Below are 25,642 nucleotides of genomic sequence, written 5' to 3'. Positions count from 1 at the left end.
ATTGGATAACCGTTGATATTATTGATTTTATCGACCAACGACCTTAAAAAAAACATAAATAATTATAACGATGACCTCAAAATTTAACCGCTATACCGTCGGATTTTAGACGTACACAACAAATATTTTCACCCCCTATAGGTAAAGGTAATTTTGTAAGATGTAGTAGTATTCATGGAATTGAACCCAAAGATACAGATGCATAAAAGTTATAGATCACAAAAAACAAGATATAAAATCTCAACTAATAGTAACCCCATGAAAAAGAGTATCATAGTTATAGTTTTACTATTCTTCACAGGATTTGCCTTTTCTCAAACCACAGTGACTTTACAAGACCAATGCAATTGTGAAGTTTTAAGTGGAACAGCGGTAACAAATCCAGGAGCTGTAGTACCAGGTGGAGCTGATACAGGAGATGTATACGTAAATACCAATACCGGGACAATCTACTTTTGGGATGGAGATTCTTGGGAATTAACTTCAACTGATGATCAGCAGTTGACTGGGTTCACGTTTAATGGAGCTACAAATGAATTGACATTGACTTTGGAAAATGGGGGAAGTGTAAATGTTGATTTAAGTAGTTTAAGTGATACGCTAACAGATACAAATACTACTATTACTTCTTTTGGAATTGATGGGACTAATACTAATCTAGTAATAACTGATTCTGATACCAATACATTTTCAGTGGCTTTGGCAGATATTGCTGCTTTGGTTAACACGGACAACCAAAATGCATCTCAGGTTCCCTATACCGATAATGTAGGCTTAGGGGAAACTAATGTACAAAATGCTATTGATGCTCTCGCGGGTCAAGTTGACGACGACATCACTGGGGTATCGTTCAACGGGGGCACCAACGAGGTCACGGTCACCGAAGGGGCCACGAGCTTTTCAGCGGACCTATCGGCCCTTGAGGAGAGCGCCGATATAGCTGCGAACACTGCGGATATTGCAACAAACACGGCTGATATTGCGACCAACACCGCGAATATTGCAACGAACACTGCTGACATCACTACTAACACCGCTGACATTGCAACAAATACGGCTGATATTGCGACCAACACCGCGGATATTGCAACGAACACTGCTGACATCGCTACGAACACTGCGGATATTGCAACAAATACAGCTGATATCGCGACCAACACCGCTGACATTGCAACAAATACATCTGACATCGCGACCAACACTGCGGATATTGCAACAAACACGGCTGATATTGCGACCAACACTGCTGATATTGCAACAAATACAGCTGATATCGCTACGAACACATCTGACATCGCTACCAACACTGCGGATATTGCAACAAATACATCTGACATAGCCACCAATGCTGCGGCGATAGCGTTGAAGGAGAACTCTGCGAACAAGTCCACGGACGTTACCCTTTCGGACGCGACCAATACCCTTTTCCCCACGGAGCTGGCGGTCAAGACCTATGTGGATGGGCAGATATCGGCAACGGCGGATGACGACATCACTGGGGTATCGTTCAACGGGGGCACGAACGAGGTCACGGTCACCGAAGGGGCCACGAGCTTTTCAGCTGACCTATCGGCCCTTGAGGAGAGCGCCGATATAGCCGCGAACACTGCGGATATTGCCACGAACACCGCTGACATAGCTACGAATACATCTGACATCGCTACCAACACGGCTGATATTGCGACCAACACTGCTGATATTGCAACGAACACTGCGGATATTGCAACGAACACGGCTGACATAGCTACCAATACATCTGACATCGCGACCAACACTGCGGATATTGCGACCAACACTGCTGACATCGCTACGAACACCGCTGACATCGCGACCAATACAGCTGACATCGCGACCAACACTGCGGATATTGCAACAAACACTGCTGATATTGCAACGAACACCGCGGATATTGCAACAAATACAGCTGATATCGCGACCAACACCGCTGATATTGCAACGAACACTGCTGACATCGCGACCAACACCGCTGACATTGCAACGAACACTGCTGACATCGCTACCAACACTGCGGATATTGCAACAAATACATCTGACATAGCCACCAATGCTGCGGCGATAGCGTTGAAGGAGGACTCTGCGAACAAGTCCACGGACGTTACCCTTTCGGACGCGACCAATACCCTTTTCCCCACGGAGCTGGCGGTCAAGACCTATGTGGATGGGCAGATATCGGCAACGGCGGATGACGACATCACTGGGGTATCGTTCAACGGGGGCACGAACGAGGTCACGGTCACCGAAGGGGCCACGAGCTTTTCAGCTGACCTATCGGCCCTTGAGGAGAGCGCCGATATAGCCGCGAACACCGCTGACATCGCGACGAACACCGCTGACATCGCGACCAACACTGCGGATATTGCAACAAACACGGCTGACATTGCAACAAATACAGCTGACATAGCTACGAATACATCTGACATAGCTACCAATACATCTGACATCGCGACCAACACTGCTGATATTGCGACCAACACTGCGGCGATAGCGTTGAAGGAGGACTCTTCGAACAAGTCCACGGACGTTACCCTTTCGGACGCGACCAATACCCTTTTCCCCACGGAGCTGGCGGTCAAGACCTATGTGGATGGGCAGATATCGGCAACGGCGGATGACGACATCACTGGGGTATCGTTCAACGGGGGCACGAACGAGGTCACGGTCACCGAAGGGGCCACGAGCTTTTCAGCGGACCTATCGGCCCTTGAGGAGAGTGCCGATATAGCTGCGAACACTGCGGATATCGCGACCAACACCGCTGACATTGCGACGAACACTGCTGATATTGCAACGAACACGGCTGACATAGCTACCAATACATCTGACATCGCTACCAACACTGCGGATATTGCGACCAATGCATCTGACATCGCGACCAACACTGCTGACATCGCTACGAACACCGCTGACATCGCGACCAATACATCTGACATTGCAACGAACACGGCTGACATAGCTACCAATACATCTGACATCGCTACCAACACTGCGGATATTGCAACAAATACATCTGACATAGCCACCAATGCTGCTGCGATAGCATTGAAGGAGGACTCTGCGAACAAGTCGAACGACGGAACCCTGGCTGGGAACTCGGCGACGGACTTTCCCACGGAGCAGGCCGTTAAGACCTATGTCGATACACAGATAAGTGGAGTTTCCACGCTCAATGATGGACAGATATTTGTTGGCGACGCGACCAATACTGCTGTTGGCGTCACCGCAAGCGGAGATGCCACCATATCGAATACGGGAGTGGTCGATTTGACCAATAGTGCAGTGGAAACGGATGAGATCAACGATTTGGCGGTCACCACAGCTAAGATAGCGGGCGATGCCATAGACAATACAAAACTGGCCGATGATGCGGTCCAGCTTGAAAACATAGCTGATGGCACCGCGGATGGGCAGGTGATACAATGGGATGCAGGGACCACTTCCTGGACCTTGGTAGACCTGGGCTCGGTTACCGTCACTGAAAATGACGGGGTAATAGGGAATGAGGTAACGGGAGCAACGGACGGGACCTTGACCCTTTCGGGAGCAGGTACGACAGTGAGTCCTTATACTTTAGGTATAACGGCCAGTGGTGTTACAGCTACTGAGATAGCGGACAATGCCGTAACTCTATCCAAATTGGCGGATGGGACCGTTGATGGACAACTGTTGCAATGGAGTGCGGGAACGTCCTCATGGGTATTGATAGATAGTTCATCTATTTCCGATGACGACATCACTGGGGTATCGTTCAACGGGGGCACGAACGAGGTCACGGTCACCGAAGGGGCCACGAGCTTTTCAGCGGACCTATCGGCCCTTGAGGAGAGTGCCGATATAGCTACGAACACCGCTGACATCGCGACCAATACATCTGACATCGCGACCAACACTGCGGATATTGCAACAAATACAGCTGACATCGCTACCAACACTGCTGATATTGCAACGAACACCGCGGATATTGCGACCAACACCGCGGATATTGCAACGAACACTGCTGACATCGCTACGAACACTGCGGATATTGCAACAAATACAGCTGATATCGCGACCAACACCGCTGACATTGCAACAAATACATCTGACATCGCGACCAACACTGCGGATATTGCAACAAACACTGCGGATATTGCAACAAACACGGCTGACATTGCAACAAATACATCTGACATAGCTACGAATACATCTGACATCGCTACCAACACGGCTGATATTGCGACCAACACTGCTGATATTGCGACCAATGCTGCGGCGATAGCGTTGAAGGAGGACTCTGCGAACAAGTCCACGGACGTTACCCTTTCGGACGCGACCAATACCCTTTTCCCCACGGAGCTGGCGGTCAAGACCTATGTGGATGGGCAGATATCGGCAACGGCGGATGACGACATCACTGGGGTATCGTTCAACGGGGGCACCAACGAGGTCACGGTCACCGAAGGGGCCACGAGCTTTTCAGCGGACCTATCGGCCCTTGAGGAGAGCGCCGATATAGCTGCGAACACTGCTGACATCGCGACCAACACGGCTGACATAGCTACCAATACATCTGACATCGCGACCAACACTGCGGATATTGCAACAAACACTGCGGATATTGCAACGAACACCGCTGACATTGCAACGAACACGGCTGACATAGCTACCAATACATCTGACATAGCTACCAACACTGCTGATATTGCGACCAACACTGCGGCGATAGCGTTGAAGGAGGACTCTGCGAACAAGTCCACGGACGTTACCCTTTCGGACGCGACCAATACCCTTTTCCCCACGGAGCTGGCGGTCAAGACCTATGTGGATGGGCAGATATCGGCAACGGCGGATGACGACATCACTGGGGTATCGTTCAACGGGGGCACGAACGAGGTCACGGTCACCGAAGGGGCCACGAGCTTTTCAGCGGACCTATCGGCCCTTGAGGAGAGTGCCGATATAGCTGCGAACACTGCGGATATCGCGACCAACACCGCTGACATTGCGACGAACACTGCTGATATTGCAACGAACACGGCTGACATAGCTACCAATACATCTGACATCGCTACCAACACTGCGGATATTGCGACCAATGCATCTGACATCGCGACCAACACTGCTGACATCGCTACGAACACCGCTGACATCGCGACCAATACATCTGACATTGCAACGAACACGGCTGACATAGCTACCAATACATCTGACATCGCTACCAACACTGCGGATATTGCAACAAATACATCTGACATAGCCACCAATGCTGCTGCGATAGCATTGAAGGAGGACTCTGCGAACAAGTCGAACGACGGAACCCTGGCTGGGAACTCGGCGACGGACTTTCCCACGGAGCAGGCCGTTAAGACCTATGTCGATACACAGATAAGTGGAGTTTCCACGCTCAATGATGGACAGATATTTGTTGGCGACGCGACCAATACTGCTGTTGGCGTCACCGCAAGCGGAGATGCCACCATATCGAATACGGGAGTGGTCGATTTGACCAATAGTGCAGTGGAAACGGATGAGATCAACGATTTGGCGGTCACCACAGCTAAGATAGCGGGCGATGCCATAGACAATACAAAACTGGCCGATGATGCGGTCCAGCTTGAAAACATAGCTGATGGCACCGCGGATGGGCAGGTGATACAATGGGATGCAGGGACCACTTCCTGGACCTTGGTAGACCTGGGCTCGGTTACCGTCACTGAAAATGACGGGGTAATAGGGAATGAGGTAACGGGAGCAACGGACGGGACCTTGACCCTTTCGGGAGCAGGTACGACAGTGAGTCCTTATACTTTAGGTATAACGGCCAGTGGTGTTACAGCTACTGAGATAGCGGACAATGCCGTAACTCTATCCAAATTGGCGGATGGGACCGTTGATGGACAACTGTTGCAATGGAGTGCGGGAACGTCCTCATGGGTATTGATAGATAGTTCATCTATTTCCGATGACGACATCACTGGGGTATCGTTCAACGGGGGCACGAACGAGGTCACGGTCACCGAAGGGGCCACGAGCTTTTCAGCGGACCTATCGGCCCTTGAGGAGAGTGCCGATATAGCTACGAACACCGCTGACATCGCGACCAATACATCTGACATCGCGACCAACACTGCGGATATTGCAACAAATACAGCTGACATCGCTACCAACACTGCTGATATTGCAACGAACACCGCGGATATTGCAACGAACACCGCGGATATTGCAACGAACACTGCTGACATTGCAACGAACACTGCTGACATCGCGACCAACACTGCGGATATTGCGACCAATGCATCTGACATAGCCACCAATGCTGCGGCGATAGCGTTGAAGGAGGACTCTGCGAACAAGTCCACGGACGTTACCCTTTCGGATGCGACCAATACCCTTTTCCCCACGGAGCTGGCGGTCAAGACCTATGTGGATGGGCAGATATCGGCAACGGCGGATGACGACATCACTGGGGTATCGTTCAACGGGGGCACGAACGAGGTCACGGTCACCGAAGGGGCCACGAGCTTTTCAGCTGACCTATCGGCCCTTGAGGAGAGCGCCGATATAGCCGCGAACACTGCGGATATTGCCACGAACACCGCTGACATCGCGACGAACACCGCTGACATCGCGACCAACACGGCTGACATAGCTACCAATACATCTGACATCGCGACCAACACTGCGGATATTGCAACAAACACTGCGGATATTGCAACAAACACGGCTGACATTGCAACAAATACAGCTGACATAGCTACGAATACATCTGACATCGCTACCAACACGGCTGATATTGCGACCAATGCTGCGGCGATAGCGTTGAAGGAGGACTCTGCGAACAAGTCCACGGACGTTACCCTTTCGGATGCGACCAATACCCTTTTCCCCACGGAGCTGGCGGTCAAGACCTATGTGGATGGGCAGATATCGGCAACGGCGGATGACGACATCACTGGGGTATCGTTCAACGGGGGCACGAACGAGGTCACGGTCACCGAAGGGGCCACGAGCTTTTCAGCGGACCTATCGGCCCTTGAGGAGAGCGCCGATATAGCTGCGAACACTGCGGATATCGCGACCAACACCGCTGACATTGCGACGAACACTGCTGATATTGCAACGAACACGGCTGACATAGCTACCAATACATCTGACATCGCTACCAACACTACGGATATTGCAACAAATACATCTGACATAGCCACCAATGCTGCGGCGATAGCGTTGAAGGAGGACTCTGCGAACAAGTCCACGGACGTTACCCTTTCGGACGCGACCAATACCCTTTTCCCCACGGAGCTGGCGGTCAAGACCTATGTGGATGGGCAGATATCGGCAACGGCGGATGACGACATCACTGGGGTATCGTTCAACGGGGGCACCAACGAGGTCACGGTCACCGAAGGGGCCACGAGCTTTTCAGCTGACCTATCGGCCCTTGAGGAGAGCGCCGATATAGCTGCGAACACTGCGGATATCGCGACCAACACCGCTGACATCGCGACCAATACGGCTGACATTGCCACGAACACATCTGACATTGCGACCAACACCGCTGATATTGCGACCAACACCGCTGACATTGCAACGAACACTGCTGACATCGCGACCAACACCGCTGATATTGCGACCAATGCATCTGACATAGCCACCAATGCTGCGGCGATAGCGTTGAAGGAGGACTCTGCGAACAAGTCCACGGACGTTACCCTTTCGGACGCGACCAATACCCTTTTCCCCACGGAGCTGGCGGTCAAGACCTATGTGGATGGGCAGATATCGGCAACGGCGGATGACGACATCACTGGGGTATCGTTCAACGGGGGCACCAACGAGGTCACGGTCACCGAAGGGGCCACGAGCTTTTCAGCGGACCTATCGGCCCTTGAGGAGAGTGCCGATATAGCTACGAACACCGCTGACATCGCGACGAACACCGCTGACATCGCGACCAACACTGCGGATATTGCAACGAACACCGCTGACATCGCGACCAACACTGCGGATATTGCGACCAATGCATCTGACATAGCCACCAATGCTGCGGCGATAGCGTTGAAGGAGGACTCTGCGAACAAGTCCACGGACGTTACCCTTTCGGACGCGACCAATACCCTTTTCCCCACGGAGCTGGCGGTCAAGACCTATGTGGATGGGCAGATATCGGCAACGGCGGATGACGACATCACTGGGGTATCGTTCAACGGGGGCACCAACGAGGTCACGGTCACCGAAGGGGCCACGAGCTTTTCAGCTGACCTATCGGCCCTTGAGGAGAGCGCCGATATAGCCGCGAACACTGCGGATATTGCCACGAACACCGCTGACATCGCGACGAACACCGCTGACATCGCGACCAACACTGCGGATATTGCAACAAATACAGCTGATATCGCGACCAACACCGCTGACATTGCAACAAATACATCTGACATCGCGACCAACACTGCGGATATTGCAACAAACACGGCTGATATTGCGACCAACACTGCTGATATTGCAACAAATACAGCTGATATCGCTACGAACACATCTGACATCGCTACCAACACTGCGGATATTGCAACAAATACATCTGACATAGCCACCAATGCTGCGGCGATAGCGTTGAAGGAGAACTCTGCGAACAAGTCCACGGACGTTACCCTTTCGGACGCGACCAATACCCTTTTCCCCACGGAGCTGGCGGTCAAGACCTATGTGGATGGGCAGATATCGGCAACGGCGGATGACGACATCACTGGGGTATCGTTCAACGGGGGCACGAACGAGGTCACGGTCACCGAAGGGGCCACGAGCTTTTCAGCGGACCTATCGGCCCTTGAGGAGAGCTCCGATATAGCTGCGAACACTGCTGATATTGCAACGAACACGGCTGACATAGCTACCAATACATCTGACATCGCGACCAACACTGCGGATATTGCAACAAACACTGCGGATATTGCAACGAACACTGCTGATATTGCAACGAACACCGCTGACATTGCAACGAACACGGCTGACATAGCTACCAATACATCTGACATCGCTACCAACACTGCTGATATTGCGACCAACACTGCGGCGATAGCGTTGAAGGAGGACTCTGCGAACAAGTCCACGGACGTTACCCTTTCGGACGCGACCAATACCCTTTTCCCCACGGAGCTGGCGGTCAAGACCTATGTGGATGGGCAGATATCGGCAACGGCGGATGACGACATCACTGGGGTATCGTTCAACGGGGGCACCAACGAGGTCACGGTCACCGAAGGGGCCACGAGCTTTTCAGCGGACCTATCGGCCCTTGAGGAGAGCGCCGATATAGCTGCGAACACTGCGGATATCGCGACCAACACCGCTGATATTGCAACGAACACGGCTGACATAGCTGCCAATACATCTGACATCGCTACCAACACTGCGGATATTGCGACCAATGCATCTGACATCGCGACCAACACTGCTGACATCGCTACGAACACGGCTGACATAGCTACCAATACATCTGACATCGCGACCAACACTGCGGATATTGCAACAAACACTGCTGATATTGCAACGAACACCGCGGATATTGCAACGAACACGGCTGATATTGCAACGAACACGGCTGACATAGCTACCAATACATCTGACATCGCTACCAACACTGCGGATATTGCAACAAATACATCTGACATAGCCACCAATGCTGCTGCGATAGCATTGAAGGAGGACTCTGCGAACAAGTCGAACGACGGAACCCTGGCTGGGAACTCGGCGACGGACTTCCCAACTGAACAGGCTGTGAAGACGTATGTTGACAACGCAGTAGGAGCGATCACTACTGATGACGATGTAAGTGTAACCAACACGGTTACAGGTAATCGTATTGCTACAATTTCTGAAACTGGCATTACTGCGGTAGATATCAATGAAACGGTAACCTCATTGTCTCAAAATACCACCACAGGAGTAATTAGTTATACCGATGAAGATGGCGGAGCTGCTGAAACAGCTAATGTGGTAAGTACTGATGCTAACAATGAACTTAGCGTTGGAACTGATGGTGGGGCCTCTTTTGAAATGACAGATATTGATGTAGATGGCGATGGGGCTTCAGAAGCTACAGTTGACGCTGCGATGACAGATATTACAAAAGTAACTGCTAAGGCGGGAAGAATTTTTTATCCGCCTTCAATAGCCGTTGATGCATCAACAGTAGGACCTGGTACTCCGATTGATCTTTATGCTCAATATGTGGCTCAATATGGAACTCCTGCGGTAAAAAGCCCATCGGCACCGGCAGCTATTCCAACCTATGCAGCAGGTGAATTGCACTACTATATAACCTATTATGATACCAGTGTTTTTTCTGGAGTTACTGTAAGTGATGCCGGAATTATGAATTTCACCGTGGATGCGGTACCAACGGATTACAATTCACTTATCAATGTAGTGTTTGTAGTAAGATAATAACAATAAAGGCTAAAAAGATTTTGAAATTAAACACCTTACATAAGTCTTTATTTATAGGATTGTTTATCCTGTTTTTAGGAATAAATAATTCCAATGCCCAATTTTTACTTCAGGCACCTAGTGGAGGAGGTCAAAGTAACTATCAGTGGTTCGAAGCTTCGGATTTGGGAACTGTCTTAGGAACAAATTCGTTTTATGAAGCTACCCAACCTGGCGTGTATTTTGCAACCTATGATGGTACACTTTGCGGATCTAATGCAACGGGATATTTTATTTTGACCGATTGTAGGGTTCCAGATAATGAAGTGACCTTAGATATTTCAGCAAGCATTCCATCAGGGGCAACTGTAAGTTGGAGCCCGCCTTTGGCCGGAGATCAAACCCAACCAATGGTGACCAGTACAGCTACGGTGGAAAGGTATACAGCAACAATTACTAAAGCGGGAAACGTTAGTCAACTTCCGAGATTTACCGTGGTTTGCATGATTGAGGCTGCAACGCTTGTTGATGATTTAATCGCTGTTGATGAAGATAGTTCTGTAATAGTTCCAATCTATGCCAACGACACGGACTTACCCAGCGATGGCATTTTGACAACGACAAACCCCGCAAACGGAACAGTTTCCATTAATGACAATGGAACAGCTAACGACCCATCAGATGATATAGTTACCTATACCCCGAATGCAGATTTCAATGGAACGGATACTTTTGATTATACAGTCTGTACTTCAACAGGAGCTTGCAGCACAGCAACTGTGACCGTGGATGTACTCCCTATAGTTGATGCATTTGATGATTCGGTTGCTACGGATCAAGATATTGCAGTCGATATTGATATTTTGGCCAATGACAATGATCTTCCAACCTCTGGGACATTGACAGCGACCACACCAACAAATGGTACTTTAGTGATCAATGATAACGGTACACCTGGTAACCCTTCAGATGATTTTGTGACGTATACCCCGAACACAGGGTATTTGGGTCCTGATTCTTTTGATTACACCATTTGTGATACAAGTGGAAACTGCAGCACAGCTACAGTTACTATTTTGGTGAACGTACCAGCTGTTAATTTAGATGCTGATAATGACGGTATTGTTGACAGTTTTGAAGATTTGAATGCGGACAATGACAATGACCCAACAACTGACCCAACTGATTCTGATAGTGATGGAATACCGGATTATCTTGATATTGACAGTGATGATGATGGTATACCTGACAATATAGAAGCGCAAACAGCAATAGGCTACATTTCACCTAGCTTAACAGATGCTAATGACAATGGCTTGGATGATGCTTATGAGAACGGTGGAAATGTTGGATTGATTCCTGTTGACTCAGAAGGTGATGGATTACCTGATTATGTCGATGAGGATAGTGATAATGATAACGTTCCTGATCGTATTGAAGGTCATGATCAAGATCAAGACGGTGTAGCAGATGTTGTATTTACAGGATCTGACAAAGATAATGACGGTCTTGATGATGGTTATGAAGGAAGTACGGTAATCGATGTGGATGTCAATGACGAGATAGACGACCCAAGTACAGATCTACCCGATACAGATACTGATGGTGAGCCTGACTATAGAGATACTGACGACGATGACGATGGTATTGAAACTATAGATGAAGATTTGGATGGAGATGGAAACTATGCCAATGATGATTCAGATAGTGACAACATCCCCAATTATCTTGATCCTGATCTAGGTCCTACCCAAGTAGACGAAATAGATGTAATCAATGTAATAACTCCCAATGGGGATGGTATACATGATGTACTGACCATAAATAACTTAGAAGATTATCCAAACAACACAGTAAAAATTTATAACAGATGGGGTGTGCAGGTATACGCGACCAAGGCATACAACACAACCGGAAATGTTTTTGACGGCACTTCCGAAGGAAGGGTAACAGTGGATAAGGACAACAAGCTTCCTGTGGGCACATATTTCTATATCATAGATTATGAAGATCCCAATGGAAACATGAAACAGATTTCCGGTTACCTATATATCAATAGATAAAAGAAATGATTACTGTGGAGAACAAAACATTTAGAAAAAAAATACAGCAGCAGTTTTTTGTGCTTGTATTTGGCATTATAGGATGTGTGCATGGACAGCAAGACGCTCAATATACGCAGTATATGTACAATACAGTGAGTGTTAATCCCGCATATGCAGGTTCCCGCGGGCATTTGAGCATTGCGGCGCTCTACCGCAACCAATGGCTGGGTCTTGATGGTGCACCTGAAACCCAAACACTCAACCTTCATACTCCAATGGGTTATAGGGGAGTAGGTTTGGGAATTTCTGTGGTCAATGATAAAATAGGGCCCACCTCGGAAACATATTTTGATGTGGACTTTTCCTATACCATTCAAACTTCATTTGACGCCAAGTTGAGTTTTGGACTTAAGGGTAGTGCCCATATGTTGGATATCAGATATTCAGAATTGGACGAGTTTGAGATTGACCCCCAATTGCAATCGCAGCAAGATATCAGAAATAAATTCTCTCCCAATGTTGGAGCGGGAATTTACTATCACACAGAACGTTTTTATGCAGGACTCTCTGCACCCAGATTGTTGGAGACCACCCATTTTGATGAAGCTTCCATTTCCACCGCTACGGAGCAGATAAATTTGTATTTAATTACTGGATATGTTTGGGATTTAAATCCTTTTTTAAAGTTTAAACCAACGCTGTTGACCAAAGCGGTCAAAGGTGCACCAGTACAGGTAGATTTGTCAGCGAACTTCATGCTCAATGAAAAATTTATTGGTGGATTGGCATATCGGTGGGATGCGGCATTCAGTGGTCTGTTTGGTTTTAGAATATCCGATGAGTTCTTCATTGGCCTTGCTTATGATCGAGAAATCACGGATTTAGGGGCTGCAACCTTCAACGATGGGTCCTTTGAGGTAATTCTTAGATACGATTTCATTAAAAATCTAGGTAACCTTAAATCTCCCCGCTTCTTTTAGAATTCCACAGTTTTAGTAACATTTTAAGGACTGCATCTGGATATTTCTTGACAAACGTCATATTTTTACCCTATGAAAGAGGAAAATGTGATATTGGTCAACGAAGCCGATGAGCCCATTGGTTTGATGCCCAAAATGGAAGCCCATGAAAAAGCGGTTCTGCATAGGGCTTTTTCTGTTTTTATTATGAATGATAAAGGAGAGACCATGCTTCAGCAACGGGCAGGGGATAAATATCATTCCCCTTTGCTTTGGACCAATACTTGCTGTAGCCACCAACGAGATGGAGAAACCAACATAGAAGCTGGCAAACGTCGACTTTCTGAAGAAATGGGATTTCAGACAGAACTCAAAGAATTGTTTTCCTTTATTTATAAAGCCCCATTTGACAATGGATTGACGGAACATGAATTGGATCATGTAATGATGGGATACTACAATGGATATCCATCAATAAATCCAGAAGAAGTTGAAGATTGGAAGTGGATGCAACCATCAGACATAAAAAACGACATAGCCGCCAACCCGGAAGAATATACGGTCTGGTTCAAAATAATCTTTGAACGTTTCTACAATTACTTAACTGAAAACACTGCACAAGATGAAAGTTAAAGTGAGCAGAAAAGCGAGCTTTAATGCCGCCCATAGATTATATAGACCAGATTGGAGTGATGAAAAGAACAGCGCTGTTTTTGGGAAATGCAACAATCCCAGTTATCATGGGCACAATTATGATCTGATTGTAAGTGTAGAAGGAGAAATTGATCAGGAAACGGGCTTTGTAATGGACTTGAAAGTGCTTAAGGATTTGATTAAAATGCATGTTGAGGAAGCTTTGGATCATAAAAATCTTAATAAGGATGTTCCCGAGTTTAAAGATCTGAATCCGACCGCTGAAAATATTGCCGTGGTGATTTGGAATAAACTTAGACCTCACATTGAAGAAACCAAGGAATTGGAGGTGGTACTTTACGAAACACCTCGTAACTTTGTAACTTATTCAGGATAGAAATGGCATTATACCCCTTAAAATTTACTCCCATTCTTAAAGAACGCCTTTGGGGAGGAACCAAATTAAAAGACGTACTACAAAAACCTATAGAAAACGATATTACTGGTGAAAGCTGGGAACTTTCAGGAGTGAGTGGAGATATTTCAGAAGTAGCTAACGGAGCTTTTAGCGGAACATCTTTACAGAATTTAATCAATGAAAGGGCAGAGGAGTTGTTGGGTAAGAGCGTTGTAGACCGTTTTGGAAAAGATTTTCCAATTCTAATTAAGTTCATTGATGCCAAACAAGATTTGTCCATTCAACTGCACCCTAATGATGAGCTGGCCAAAGAAAGGCACAATTCATTTGGAAAAACAGAAATGTGGTATGTAATGGATGCAGACCCTGGAGCCAAGCTCATAGTAGGTTTCAATAAGGATGTTGAAAAAGAGGAGTATGTAAAAAGCCTTGAAAATGATACCCTTCTGGATCTAATGAACTATGAGGAAGTTTCCGAAGGAGACACCTTTTTCATAAATACGGGAAAAATTCATGCCATTGGGGCAGGAGTATTGCTCGCAGAGATTCAACAAACATCTGATATTACATACAGAGTATTTGATTTTAACCGTAGGGATAAAAATGGAAACCTACGCGAATTACATACAGATTTGGCCATGGATGCCATTGATTATTCTAAAAAGGATGATTTTAAGGTAAAATATGCAGATGATAAGGACTCCGTTAACCAAATGGTGGATTGCCCTTATTTTAAGACCAATTTTTTGGAACTTACTGATGAAATGCATCAAGATGTTTCCGATAGGGATTCCTTTACCATTTATATGTGTGTTGGGGGCGAGGCTGAGATTACAAACGATTGGGGTGCGGCATCCATTAAAAAAGGTGAGACACTATTGGTTGCTGCAGAAAGCAAATCAATTCATATTGATACCAGAGGGGCCAAACTTTTAGAAGTTACCATTTAATAGTACATTTGAAAAAATAGCAGTATGGCAAGCATTCGTGATTTAAAGAAAGACGTCAATTTTGTTTTAGGAGATATCATAGAGGCAGTTTATCTATGGGAGGCTGGTTCCAATAATAAGGATTCTGAAGAAGGCACGGTTATTATTGACAAGGCAATCGCAATATTTGACGACCTCATGGATAAAATCCACCAAAAAGGAGTGGATAATAGCAAGGCACACTTTAAGAATATTCGTGTTCAGTTAGAGGAAAAAGCCACCGAATTGGTTGAAGAACTGAATAAACTTGGAAGTTAATCCAATTTTTATTTTTCTAAGTATTTTTTGAAGTCCTCTCCATACTTGGATGAGGCCACCTCTGGTGTTAATACCTTATACACAGAATCTAAGTACTTTGGATTTGCTTCCAAGGCAGAAGTAAGCATTAAATAAGGAGTTACATAAGAATCGCCATTATTTAGTCCAAAATTAAGTGTGTATCGATATTTACTCACGATATTTTTGTTTACCAGATTTTGGATGGAGTCCAAAGCCAATGAATCTTCTTGAAATTCTGGTAACCCACTTTGTTGTATCAGTGTTAACTCGCGGAGATTAAAATTGGTCATCATGTTATTGAATTCCATAAACTTTTCATGGGACTTTGACCCATAAATTTCAGGACCAATGTCAAACGTATTCCATGATGTATTTATAGTTATTTCTCCGGGTTCTCCAAAAAATGTAATTCTATCGTTGATATTGTTATTGTCCTCTTTTTCAAGATACAGGTAAAACAATTCAGGGTTTTTAACTTCTTGAGAAAAGGTGAATGCTCCATTTCCTTCAATTTTCATGGAATCCAATACCACCAATGCGGAGTCTTGGAACTGTTGTAAGTAAAGCATTCCCTTTTTAAGGCCTTTAATGTTCCCGGAAACGGTCATGGTGTTTTCCGTGTTTTTCTCACAAGATAAAATGGCCAAGCACAATACAAATACAAATAGAATCCTTTTCATTGAAAAAATTTAGCGTGGCAAATATCAAAATATTTATTGAAATACTTCAACTAGTTGCCCAAAGAGATAGAGATAATCTAAAAAGAGCGAGTTTGGGTTATTGATGGATCGCCAAAGAATATGAATCTAACTTATAAAGTGGATTAGCTGGTGGCAAGAAGTTTACATTGTGAATGGCTGCCTTTCTAAAAGAAACTTTGGCCTTTTGGGTATTACCTAGTTTTTTATAAATCAGCCCCAGTAGATAATGTGCTTCAGGGAATTGTTTTTTTATTTTCAATGCTTGCTGCACTGCATGAAAGGACTGTGCAAAAAGGTTTCGACTGTAATATTCTTGACTTAGCTTCAAATAATTTCCAGCTGTCGGATTTTTTTTGGTCTCGTCCTCCGAAAGAGCAATAATTGAAGTTTTGTTGGCTGATATATCTAAATATTTTTTGGCACTTGAATCTTTGGGGTCGCTTCTGAGAATTTTTTTGGCCAGTTCTGAGAGTTGTTCCCAGTTTTGTTCTCGGTGATATACTTCCAATAATAGAACGTGGGAATTTTTGAATTCTGGGGCAACAACAATAGATCGTAAAAGAAGTTTTTCAGCTTCGTCATACCTTTTATGCAGCACTAGAAATTTGGCATAGGCATACAAGCTTGTTGATTCACTGCATTCCAGTCTACATGCGGTTCTAAAATGGTGTTCTGCCTCATTGGTTTTGCCAAGAAGGCTTTTCAACACTCCAAGGTTGATGTGTAGATTAACATCACTGGGCAAAGTTTCTAAAGTTATTTCAAAATATTCTTCAGCGGCAACATAGTCACCTTGGTTCATCAACTTCCTACCCTTTTGGATGATTTGATTATTTACGGAATAACCGTTATTGGAGAAATGCTTTGAAAAGGCAAGGCAAATGAAAATCAATAAACCTATACTGGACAAGTATAGAATTTTTCTTTTTCTCCAATTGATTTTAAAGCTAACCACCTTTTGACATTACGTAATGGCGATTTTATCTGAAACATTAAATCACCATGGATTAATACAGTGAAGATAGGGTTGGCCAATAGTATTGTATGTGATTGTTTAATAGATGCCTATTCTCAGTTGATGAATCAACCGGTTCATTTGATTTGGAAATTGAAACACAGCTAAACTTTTGAAGCAACTTCCATTAAAAGAGCACATAAATAAGCTCCGGCGGTACCTACAACATAGCCAAAAACGGCCAAAAGAATGCCCACAGAGGTCAAAGAAGGGTGAAATTCTGCCGCGACCACGGGAGCAGAAGCAGCACCGCCCACATTTGCTTGACTTCCAACTGCCAAGAAAAAGTAGGGGGCTTTTATTAGTTTAGCGACCAAAATCAGGAGACCGGCATGTATGGTAATCCATATGAGCCCAACCAATATCAAACCGGGATTTTCCAATACCCTGCCCAAATCCATTTTCATACCGATGGTGGCCACTAAGATATAAATGAACATGCCGCCAATTTTACTGGCACCTGCTCCCTCATAGTTTTTAGCCTTGGTAAAAGAAAGTCCAATACCAATAGCTGTGGCAAAAACAACCATCCAAAGAAATTTGGAACCTAAGGAAGAAAGTATTTTTTCTTTGTTTCTGATCACTTCAAAATTGTTTTCCAAGAATTCAGCAAAGTGATGCCCCAAAAAATGAGCTATTCCTACTCCTGCAAAAGCATATAGAAGCATCATCATAAAATCATGAAGCGAAGTTACCCTGGCAATTTTAGCCGTATGAGTGGACACTTTTTCCTTTAATTCTTCAATGGATGAGGTATCGGCCTTTAGCCAACCATCAATTTTTTTGGTCTTACCTATTCCCAACAAAAGAATGGCCATCCAAAGATTGGCCATTACGATATCGACCAGTACCATTTTTGAGAATTCCTTTGGGTTATATTGGAAAACCTCGAGCATTGCGGCTTGATTGGCACCTCCGCCTATCCAACTACCGGCAATGGTAGAAAGACCGCGCCATACGGCATCAAAACCATTGCCTCCAACGGTTTCTGGGGAAAAAATGGAGACAATCAATATCGCTACCGGACCACCTATTATAATACCTGCAGTTCCGGTGAGGAACATGATCAAGGCCTTGGAGCCAAGATTTGCAATAGCTTTTAAATCTATACTCAGTGTCATTAAAATAAGCGCTGCGGGAAGTAAATACCTACTTGCTATATAATAGGTTTGGGATTTGGTCTCATCCACAATACCTGTACTAGCTAAAATTGCAGGGAGTAAATAACACATGAGAACAGTGGGAACAAATGTGTAGAACTTTTTCCAGAAGCCAGTTTTTATAGAAGAGGTATAGAAAACAAAACCTAAACAAAGACAAAGAAGGCCGAAGATAATAGTGTCTTCGGTAAATGGTAGTTGGTTCATAGAATTTAAATAGCTATTGCCTCAAATATAGGAAAATCAAAGATGGTCTTTGATAAATTGGGCAACTCCATGATCTTTGTTGCTTAGGGTTACCTTTTTTGCAATTTCCTTGACCTCTTTTCTTCCATTTTCCACAGCTACACCATAACCGACACACTGCAACATTTCAATATCATTGTAATTATCACCAAATGCCAATACATCCTCCAAAGATTCATTGGGCTGCAACAAAGATTGAATGGCCAAAAGCTTTGAAACAGCATTTGGGGCTATTTCAATGAGGGTGTCATTGGATCGATAACAGTTTACCTCAGAAGAAAAATTACTTTCCAACTCAGAGGAAATGGCATCTATATTTGGTTTGGTGCTCATCAGCATTATTTTATGGGCTCCAATGTTTTTTTTCTCCCACCTTTCCAAGGTTTTAAAGGTAGGCTCAAATAATGGCTCTGCCTTGGTATGTAAAATTTCTTTTTGCACCCGTTCAGAAGTTTCACCAACACACCATTCATCTTTGTGATAAAGCCCAAGTTTAATGTTATGGGCTTTACAGATGTTGTTTAAGTGGGCTGTTAGGTCAATTGGAATTATAGTGGAATTAAGCTGTTTATCTTCTTGCATGACCAAAGCACCATTATAACAAATGATTGGGTTTTTCTCTATACCCATCCTTTTTTGGAGGTATACCATGGACTTTGGCATTCGGGCCGAAACCAAAATAATTCGCATCCGCTCTTTGATTCGATGTATTTGTGATACGGTGAATTCAGACACATCACTTTTTGTGGATAGCAGCGTTCCATCCAAATCTGAACATAGTATTTTAAAAGTCATCCTAAATGTTTAGCCAATAGGTAAGTTTTAGGTTTATGGACCTGTTTCTTGGCATAAAGGTATTCACAAAATAATTATCGTTATAGACCAAAAAGAGATCTGAAAGTGGCGCAAATCGCCATTGTAGACGTGAATTGAAACCTAAATTGTCCCTTTGGTTGCTATATTGGACCAAAGTTGACCAAAAAATGGACTTGCTGAAGGTGATGTCCAATCTTGGCGCTATCAATAAAATATCAGCTTGGGAATGTGGAGCAGGCAATTCCAAACGGTCATAGTTCAAATCCAATGACATATTGACCTTTGGCTGTAAACGGAGATTGAAGAATGCTTCCATCGAATATCGTGTTCCGTTGAAAAACCCACCAAAGGAAGGTTCAAGGCCAAATGAAAACACTTTTCTGTGATCTGATCTATATTCCAATTCAAAAGAGTTGAAATGATACCCAGTATTGGCAGGCAAAGCAACTGCATCGTCTTTTCCTGTGGGTTCAAATTCGTCCGTCAAAAAAATAAACTGGTTGGTGTACGTCGCTTCAATTTCGGATAGATTATTAAAGTTAGCTCCCCATTCAACATTGATTCTATAATCCGTGTTTTGGTAATCCAAATTTGGTCTCCAGGTAACAATGGAAAATACTTCAAGGCCATGGCTATTTACAGGACCGTTTTTTGGCCAAAAATTCCGGTTAATGCTACCTGCAACTTTAAAAATGTCTTTTCTGGGAACAAAACCTAGGTCCGATTGAAATTCTTCATCAATATATACGGCATCTATAAAGGAACCATAATTTTTGGTGTTGAAGCCCAAAGTTGCCCCTCCTGAAAAGTTTCCTTCGCTATCTCCTGGCTGAAATGACTTGTGACCATAAACTTTACCACGCCAAACATTATCGGCCGAAGCTAAATTGTAATCCACTCCAACAACTCGGTTATATTCTTCACTTTCATCCAAAAAATCAGGAGAATTGAAGGATTGCCTATTGATAAAGAACATTCCAATATTTGATCTGGAAAACACCTTTTGCTGTAATGTCAGCATCATATTATTGTTAGATGCAATCTCGTTGGCCGCATCTTCCTCCGTCTGAATATTTAAAAAACCAAGACGTAAGTTGTTGTTCAGTTTTCCGCTTAAACGCACTCCACCAATAATTCTATTTTCAATGGTATTGTCCGCAGTGTCCTTAGCAATCCCTATTCTTCTTGAGAAGAAAGGGTTGGCATCCCTTCGGCCTCCAAAATTTCCAAAAAGATCGCTGTTGTCAATAAAAAATTGTCGTCGCTCAGGCAGAGAAACCTCAAAACGTGTAAGATTGGTGATAAAATTATCTACCTCTACCTGTGAAAAATCTGGATTTAAGGTAATATCGAGGTTCATACCATTGCCTATGGCCACTTTGGCATCACCACCCACCTTAAAATTGTTTTCTGAGATGTCATTTTCAAAATCCCTACCTGAAATTCCGTTCATATATGGAATTATGGCCAACGGGGTTCTGGATTTTCCCAACGGCTTTTCAAAAACCATGTCGCCCATAAAAGCAAGACTGACAATAAACTGATTTTGCGGTATCCTAATCCAGGTGCTTCGTTCATTGGCTTGCATATCAAACCTATAGCTGTTAAACCGCCACTTGGTCTCTCCTTCCCGAAACTTAAAGGAAGTCAATGGAATGGCCAATTCTGATATGTAATAGTTATCATGGATTTTAGATTCCCCGCGCCATTTAACATCCCACGAAGTGGTAAAACCGCTAATGTCACTACCCCCACCTGAAATAAGGGCTTCGCGACGAACACCGAGGGGATTGATTCCAAATAAAAAAGCGTTGGTCCCATCATTGAAGGTGTCAAAAAGTAGGCTGATATTATCACTATTGCCTGCCCTGTAATCCCTTCGCAAAGAAGGTGTTATGTAATTATTGCCTTGGGTCTCCTGCCTAATTCCAATATATAGAGTGGTATCGTCAAACAGCATTTTGATATCTGTTTTTTGAGTGGCCAAAATGGAATCTGACGGGAAATTTTGGTTAAAATTATGGGCACTGTCAGCAGTTTCCCAAACGGATTCATCCAGTATTCCATCAACCTTGATGGGTTGGTCAATGTACTTTACCGTGAAGGTTTTTGGAGGTGTCTGGGCAAAAAATATAAAAGGGAGTAGCGTTGTAACGAGTACAAAACAAAATCTTGACATTGGATAATTTGAGTTAGTTGCCCAAATTTACGAGTAAGGTTCGTTAAAAAAATCCCAAAAATTGGCTTAAATCACCCTCTTTAACAAATGATTATAAAATGCAATTCTGACAAGTTTTTTTACGTAATTACTATTCAGTTTTCTACATTTGAAAAAATCATCAATCATGAAGAGATTAACGGTCCTCTTTTTATTATTTCCCATGTTGGGTTTTACCAATTATTGGGGAAAAACTGGACACAGAGTTACTGGGCATATTGCAGAAAACCACCTTACGGGAAAGGCCAAGCGAGCTTTGAAAGACCTATTGGATGGACATAGCTTGGCTTTTGTTTCCACATTTGCGGATGAGATCAAGGCGGACCGGAAGTATTCAAAGTTCTCCGCATGGCACTATGTCAATTATCCTTTGGATATGCGGTACGAAGATGCCCCAAAAAGCAAATACGGGGATTTGGTAATGGCCATTGAGGAATGCACCCGTATTGTGAAGGATAAGAAGCGAAACAGGGCAGATAGGGTTTTTTACCTTAAAATGCTGATTCATCTGATCGGCGATTTGCATCAGCCCATGCATGCCAGTAGGGCAGAGGACAAAGGAGGTAATGATATTCAATTGCAATGGTTTGGGGAAGGAACCAATTTGCATAGGGTCTGGGACAAGAATCTGATACTTTCATATGGTATGACTTACACAGAACTTGCCAACGAATTAGACCAGGTATCGCGAAAAGAACGCAAGAAAATTCAAGAGGGAACTATTTATGACTGGGTTGACGAGTCGCACAAGATATGTGGTGAAATATACAATTCAGCCAAAGTTGGAGACAAATTGGGTTATCAGTACGGATACAAATACAATGATATCTTATTTCAACAGCTACAAAAAGGAGGTTTGAGGCTTGCTAAAGTATTAAACGACCTGTTTGATTAGTTAGTTGATTACCCTGAAAGTTAGATTAATTCGCTCTCCTATGTTTTTATTGGTTTTTGGCAGTTGATGATGCCAAAAATGCTGTGTTGCTCCCTGCATTAGTAAAAGACTCCCATGTTCCAACACTATTTTGTGTTTTAGGGCCTTATTCTTTTGGTGCCTTAAATGAAAATAACGTTCAGCTCCCAATGATATCGAGGCTATTACCGGGTTTTTTCCCAATTCCTTTTCATTGTCTGCATGCCAGCCATTGCTATCTTTCCCATCCCTATAGTAGTTTAATAAGCAGGTTGAGAATTGAATTTGAGCCTCTTTTTCAACGGCGAATTTGATAGCGAGCAGCTCTGGAGTAAATTCATTTGGATGCATGGTGATACCCGAATAGGAATACGTTTTTCCGTTGTTTCCATAGAGAGCGGTCAACCTAGGTTGGTTATAAACTTTTCCAAAGATTTTTATCTTGTCTTGCTGCCATGGGGTATTATTTTTTAATGTTTTGAAATGAGCATCGGCATCTTCACTTTTTAAAAAGTTGGATTGATAACTTATGTCGCTGTCCGGCAGGTTTAGGGCTATTTTTTCAGAGAACAACTTCATGTAAGTCTTTTTATAAAAACTTTTTTAAGCGCTCTCTTTTGTATAAAGGCACAGCTTGGTTTTCTATGGCCAGTTTTACAATGTCTTTATCTTTCTTCCTAGAAAACAGTAGTCTATAGAATTGTTGAACGGTCAACGCGTTCTCAGATTCTTGGGTCAATTCAAATACATCTCCAACGGTTACTTCTCCTTCTTCCAAAACGCTGACATAAGTTCCTGGGAAACCATGATCTAAAAATTGTTTTAAGATGTCTTGCGTTCCAAATTTCACTCCCAGTTTAAAACAAGGTTCCCTAGGTTGGGTAATTTGGACCAAAGCTGTTCCCAAACGATATGTGTTGCCAATGCATAGTTTGGATTCATCCAAACCTTCAACTGTAAGGTTTTCCCCAAACATGCCCCAGTTCCAATCCAAATGAGAATATTTTTCTTTCCAATACGGATAGTTATCGCTTGAAAAAAGATAACAGGCTTTGTAAATACCTCCGTGAACTTTTCTATCCGCAATAATGTCGTTGGCAACAATCTCTTTTTCAAGTGTAATGGGGGTATTTATAGGCTGCTTAAATATGCCCGTAGTTATTTCTTCTCCGTTCCATTGTATTTTGGTGGGTTGGGCAATATTGGTGCTGATAACTTTCATCTACTTAAGTTTCATTGTTTTAATAGGTCAGATGTAATTGGCTATGGAGCATCTGAAAAAAATTAAAAAGTTTTCAGGGCTTATTTCATAGTATGAAAATAAAAAAAACCATCGCAACAAGCGATGGTTCTTTCAGTATTTCTTGCAGGGAGCATTATCTTTCCAACTCTTCCTGATATAGTTTTTTGGTCATAAAAAAACCAATAAAAAGCCCTATGCCTGCAGACAGGAATGTTGTTCCCACATAAATTGGTTCGTTGGTTCTATACTCTACATATTGAACCAGTAATGTGGATAAAAGTATTCCGAAACCTATCCCCATGAGCAATAAGGATAAATTTAGAATGATAATTTTCCAAACAGGGGCTGCTTTTCTTCTCTCCTGCTTTCCTATAAAGATACTGGCATCGGCACCCTTTTCAATCAGCGCCATACGCTCTTTGTTTCGGGTTGAGTAGTAGAGATAGAAAATTCCTAAAATGATTAAAAACAGGGAGATAAATACTAATTCTGGCATTTTTTACTTTTTTTGATTACACTTAGTATGACGATACCCAACGCGTTGAGGTTACATAAAGCGACATTTATTTATAAAATATGTAACCAGAGGCATAAAACCATCGTCTTATAGGCTGAATGAGCACCGATCGGGACCAACAACTAATTGAACACGTATTAGAGGGAGATGTAAATGCCTTTGCACAATTGGTGGAAAAGTACAAACACATGGTGTATACGGTAGCCTTTAGAATGGTAAAGCAACATGAAGATGCAGAGGAAATAGCCCAGGATGTTTTTTTGAGCGCTCACAAGAATTTGAAAAAGTTCAAAAGAAAGTCCAAGTTTTCTACCTGGTTATATAGGATTGTTTACAATAAATCCCTCGATTATTTAAAAGTTAACCGAAAAATCACGGTAACAACCTTGGATTCCCTTGACCTCAATACGGTTATGATAGAGAATGATATCATAAAGGGCATAGAATTGAATGAGCGTGGGATCGCTGTAAAAGAAGCTTTAAGGGAATTATCGCCCCAAGACAATGCCTTGATGGTATTTTTTTATTTTGAAGAACTATCTTTAAAGGAGATTTCAAAAATTACAGGAATAAAAGAGAATGCGATAAAGGTGCGTTTGTATAGGAGCAGACAACGTTTGGCGGAAGTTTTGTCGAAAAAATTGACTCCTGAAACAATCAAGTGTTATGGAAAAAGATAAAAAAACAAACATGGAAGATTGGATAGCAGATGGAATCAAGGAGGTTGGTCTGGAAAGTCCATCAAATGATTTTACCCGTCAAGTTTTGTCCAAGCTTCCTGAAAGGGAAGTTCAAGTACCTCAGATTATTCATAGTCCCTTGATTACCAAAAACGGCTGGACTTTCGTAATTCTTTCAATAATTGCAATTTTCACGCTATTCTTTTATGGTTATAAAGGTCGGATTGGCGAAGACCAAACCATATTGGACAAAGTATTTGATTTTCTTTCCTATGATATCTTTTCCGGAATTCACTTTTCAGATACCATTGTAATGGGGGTGGTACTTTTTGCCGTTTTTGCCTGTATTCAAATGGTTACCTTAAAGCGTTTTATTGAAAGACAGATATAG

At 43.7% G+C, this 25,642-nt stretch carries 18 protein-coding genes; 10 read left to right on the top strand and 8 right to left on the bottom strand.

Annotated elements, in window-relative coordinates; genetic code table 11:
- Positions 1–258: 258 nt before the first annotated feature.
- The 7 genes from ACOQO1_RS02170 to ACOQO1_RS02140 all read left to right on the top strand — a co-directional run bounded on the left by ACOQO1_RS02170 (position 259) and on the right by ACOQO1_RS02140 (position 15,721).
- Entirely contained in the window at positions 259–10,437 is a 10,179-nt protein-coding gene (locus tag ACOQO1_RS02170; protein ID WP_420601219.1) for a hypothetical protein, read from the top strand.
- Positions 10,438–10,460: 23 nt separating this feature from the next.
- Positions 10,461–12,482, top strand: a complete 2,022-nt coding sequence (locus ACOQO1_RS02165) for an Ig-like domain-containing protein (RefSeq protein ID WP_420601218.1) — start codon at positions 10,461–10,463, stop codon at positions 12,480–12,482.
- 5 nt (positions 12,483–12,487) lie between these two features.
- Positions 12,488–13,444, top strand: a complete 957-nt coding sequence (locus ACOQO1_RS02160; RefSeq protein ID WP_420601217.1) for a type IX secretion system membrane protein PorP/SprF — start codon at positions 12,488–12,490, stop codon at positions 13,442–13,444.
- 72 nt (positions 13,445–13,516) lie between these two features.
- On the top strand, positions 13,517–14,056 hold the full coding sequence (gene idi, locus ACOQO1_RS02155; protein WP_420601216.1) for an isopentenyl-diphosphate Delta-isomerase: 540 nt from the start codon (positions 13,517–13,519) through the stop codon (positions 14,054–14,056).
- Entirely contained in the window at positions 14,046–14,453 is a 408-nt protein-coding gene (locus ACOQO1_RS02150; RefSeq protein ID WP_420601215.1) for a 6-pyruvoyl trahydropterin synthase family protein, read from the top strand. The genes idi and ACOQO1_RS02150 overlap by 11 nt, the downstream gene beginning before the upstream one ends.
- A 2-nt stretch (positions 14,454–14,455) precedes the next feature.
- The gene (locus ACOQO1_RS02145; protein WP_420601214.1) at positions 14,456–15,424 is read left to right on the top strand and encodes a type I phosphomannose isomerase catalytic subunit; all 969 of its coding nucleotides are present in this window, start codon (positions 14,456–14,458) and stop codon (positions 15,422–15,424) included.
- Positions 15,425–15,448: 24 nt separating this feature from the next.
- Positions 15,449–15,721: a hypothetical protein gene (locus ACOQO1_RS02140; protein ID WP_420601213.1), complete on the top strand. Its 273-nt coding sequence runs from the start codon at positions 15,449–15,451 to the stop codon at positions 15,719–15,721.
- An 8-nt stretch (positions 15,722–15,729) separates the two neighbouring features.
- Here ACOQO1_RS02140 and ACOQO1_RS02135 read toward each other — a convergent pair whose 3' ends face one another.
- From ACOQO1_RS02135 to ACOQO1_RS02115, 5 genes are all read right to left on the bottom strand, one after another.
- Positions 15,730–16,422: a DUF4369 domain-containing protein gene (locus ACOQO1_RS02135; protein ID WP_420601212.1), complete on the bottom strand. Its 693-nt coding sequence runs from the start codon at positions 16,420–16,422 to the stop codon at positions 15,730–15,732.
- Between the two features lie 97 nt (positions 16,423–16,519).
- Positions 16,520–17,353, bottom strand: a complete 834-nt coding sequence (locus ACOQO1_RS02130; protein WP_420601211.1) for a tetratricopeptide repeat protein — start codon at positions 17,351–17,353, stop codon at positions 16,520–16,522.
- A gap of 209 nt (positions 17,354–17,562) precedes the next feature.
- Entirely contained in the window at positions 17,563–18,825 is a 1,263-nt protein-coding gene (locus ACOQO1_RS02125) for a DUF819 domain-containing protein (RefSeq protein ID WP_420601210.1), read from the bottom strand.
- Positions 18,826–18,861: 36 nt separating this feature from the next.
- On the bottom strand, positions 18,862–19,659 hold the full coding sequence (locus tag ACOQO1_RS02120) for an HAD family hydrolase (protein WP_420601209.1): 798 nt from the start codon (positions 19,657–19,659) through the stop codon (positions 18,862–18,864).
- Position 19,660: 1 nt separating this feature from the next.
- Positions 19,661–21,859, bottom strand: a complete 2,199-nt coding sequence (locus ACOQO1_RS02115; protein WP_420601208.1) for a DUF5916 domain-containing protein — start codon at positions 21,857–21,859, stop codon at positions 19,661–19,663.
- A 166-nt stretch (positions 21,860–22,025) separates the two neighbouring features.
- Between ACOQO1_RS02115 and ACOQO1_RS02110 the strand changes: the two genes are divergently transcribed.
- Entirely contained in the window at positions 22,026–22,793 is a 768-nt protein-coding gene (locus ACOQO1_RS02110) for a S1/P1 nuclease (RefSeq protein WP_420601207.1), read from the top strand.
- Here ACOQO1_RS02110 and ACOQO1_RS02105 read toward each other — a convergent pair whose 3' ends face one another.
- The 3 genes from ACOQO1_RS02105 to ACOQO1_RS02095 form a co-directional block, all read right to left on the bottom strand.
- Positions 22,794–23,390 carry an alpha-ketoglutarate-dependent dioxygenase AlkB family protein gene (locus tag ACOQO1_RS02105; RefSeq protein WP_420601206.1) on the bottom strand — a complete coding sequence of 199 codons (597 nt, stop codon included), beginning with the start codon at positions 23,388–23,390 and terminating at the stop codon, positions 22,794–22,796.
- Positions 23,391–23,400: 10 nt separating this feature from the next.
- Positions 23,401–24,033: an MOSC domain-containing protein gene (locus ACOQO1_RS02100; RefSeq protein ID WP_420601205.1), complete on the bottom strand. Its 633-nt coding sequence runs from the start codon at positions 24,031–24,033 to the stop codon at positions 23,401–23,403.
- A gap of 154 nt (positions 24,034–24,187) precedes the next feature.
- Complete coding sequence (locus tag ACOQO1_RS02095; protein ID WP_420601204.1) at positions 24,188–24,550, bottom strand: DUF6249 domain-containing protein; 363 nt, start codon at positions 24,548–24,550, stop codon at positions 24,188–24,190.
- A 119-nt stretch (positions 24,551–24,669) separates the two neighbouring features.
- On the opposite strand from ACOQO1_RS02095, the gene ACOQO1_RS02090 reads away from it, so the two are divergent.
- Positions 24,670–25,251, top strand: a complete 582-nt coding sequence (locus tag ACOQO1_RS02090; protein ID WP_420601203.1) for an RNA polymerase sigma factor — start codon at positions 24,670–24,672, stop codon at positions 25,249–25,251.
- The gene (locus ACOQO1_RS02085) at positions 25,238–25,642 is read left to right on the top strand and encodes a hypothetical protein (protein WP_420601202.1); all 405 of its coding nucleotides are present in this window, start codon (positions 25,238–25,240) and stop codon (positions 25,640–25,642) included. The genes ACOQO1_RS02090 and ACOQO1_RS02085 overlap by 14 nt, the downstream gene beginning before the upstream one ends.

It is taken from the genome of Flagellimonas sp., from assembly GCF_965222555.1.
Lineage (GTDB): Bacteria > Bacteroidota > Bacteroidia > Flavobacteriales > Flavobacteriaceae > Flagellimonas.
The sequence above is the reverse complement of the archived record's forward strand: the minus strand, read 5'-3'. Positions and strand labels throughout refer to the sequence as shown.

Coding starts and splice junctions, on each gene's coding strand:
- ACOQO1_RS02110 (WP_420601207.1), top strand. CDS start 22,026: ATGAAGAGATTAACGGTCCTCTTTTTATTATTTCCCATGTTGGGTTTT.
- ACOQO1_RS02135 (WP_420601212.1), bottom strand. CDS start 16,422: ATGAAAAGGATTCTATTTGTATTTGTATTGTGCTTGGCCATTTTATCT.
- ACOQO1_RS02120 (WP_420601209.1), bottom strand. CDS start 19,659: ATGACTTTTAAAATACTATGTTCAGATTTGGATGGAACGCTGCTATCC.
- ACOQO1_RS02150 (WP_420601215.1), top strand. CDS start 14,046: ATGAAAGTTAAAGTGAGCAGAAAAGCGAGCTTTAATGCCGCCCATAGA.
- ACOQO1_RS02100 (WP_420601205.1), bottom strand. CDS start 24,033: ATGAAAGTTATCAGCACCAATATTGCCCAACCCACCAAAATACAATGG.
- ACOQO1_RS02115 (WP_420601208.1), bottom strand. CDS start 21,859: ATGTCAAGATTTTGTTTTGTACTCGTTACAACGCTACTCCCTTTTATA.
- ACOQO1_RS02170 (WP_420601219.1), top strand. CDS start 259: ATGAAAAAGAGTATCATAGTTATAGTTTTACTATTCTTCACAGGATTT.
- idi (WP_420601216.1), top strand. CDS start 13,517: ATGAAAGAGGAAAATGTGATATTGGTCAACGAAGCCGATGAGCCCATT.
- ACOQO1_RS02160 (WP_420601217.1), top strand. CDS start 12,488: ATGATTACTGTGGAGAACAAAACATTTAGAAAAAAAATACAGCAGCAG.
- ACOQO1_RS02140 (WP_420601213.1), top strand. CDS start 15,449: ATGGCAAGCATTCGTGATTTAAAGAAAGACGTCAATTTTGTTTTAGGA.
- ACOQO1_RS02095 (WP_420601204.1), bottom strand. CDS start 24,550: ATGCCAGAATTAGTATTTATCTCCCTGTTTTTAATCATTTTAGGAATT.
- ACOQO1_RS02105 (WP_420601206.1), bottom strand. CDS start 23,390: ATGAAGTTGTTCTCTGAAAAAATAGCCCTAAACCTGCCGGACAGCGAC.
- ACOQO1_RS02090 (WP_420601203.1), top strand. CDS start 24,670: ATGAGCACCGATCGGGACCAACAACTAATTGAACACGTATTAGAGGGA.
- ACOQO1_RS02085 (WP_420601202.1), top strand. CDS start 25,238: ATGGAAAAAGATAAAAAAACAAACATGGAAGATTGGATAGCAGATGGA.
- ACOQO1_RS02125 (WP_420601210.1), bottom strand. CDS start 18,825: ATGAACCAACTACCATTTACCGAAGACACTATTATCTTCGGCCTTCTT.
- ACOQO1_RS02145 (WP_420601214.1), top strand. CDS start 14,456: ATGGCATTATACCCCTTAAAATTTACTCCCATTCTTAAAGAACGCCTT.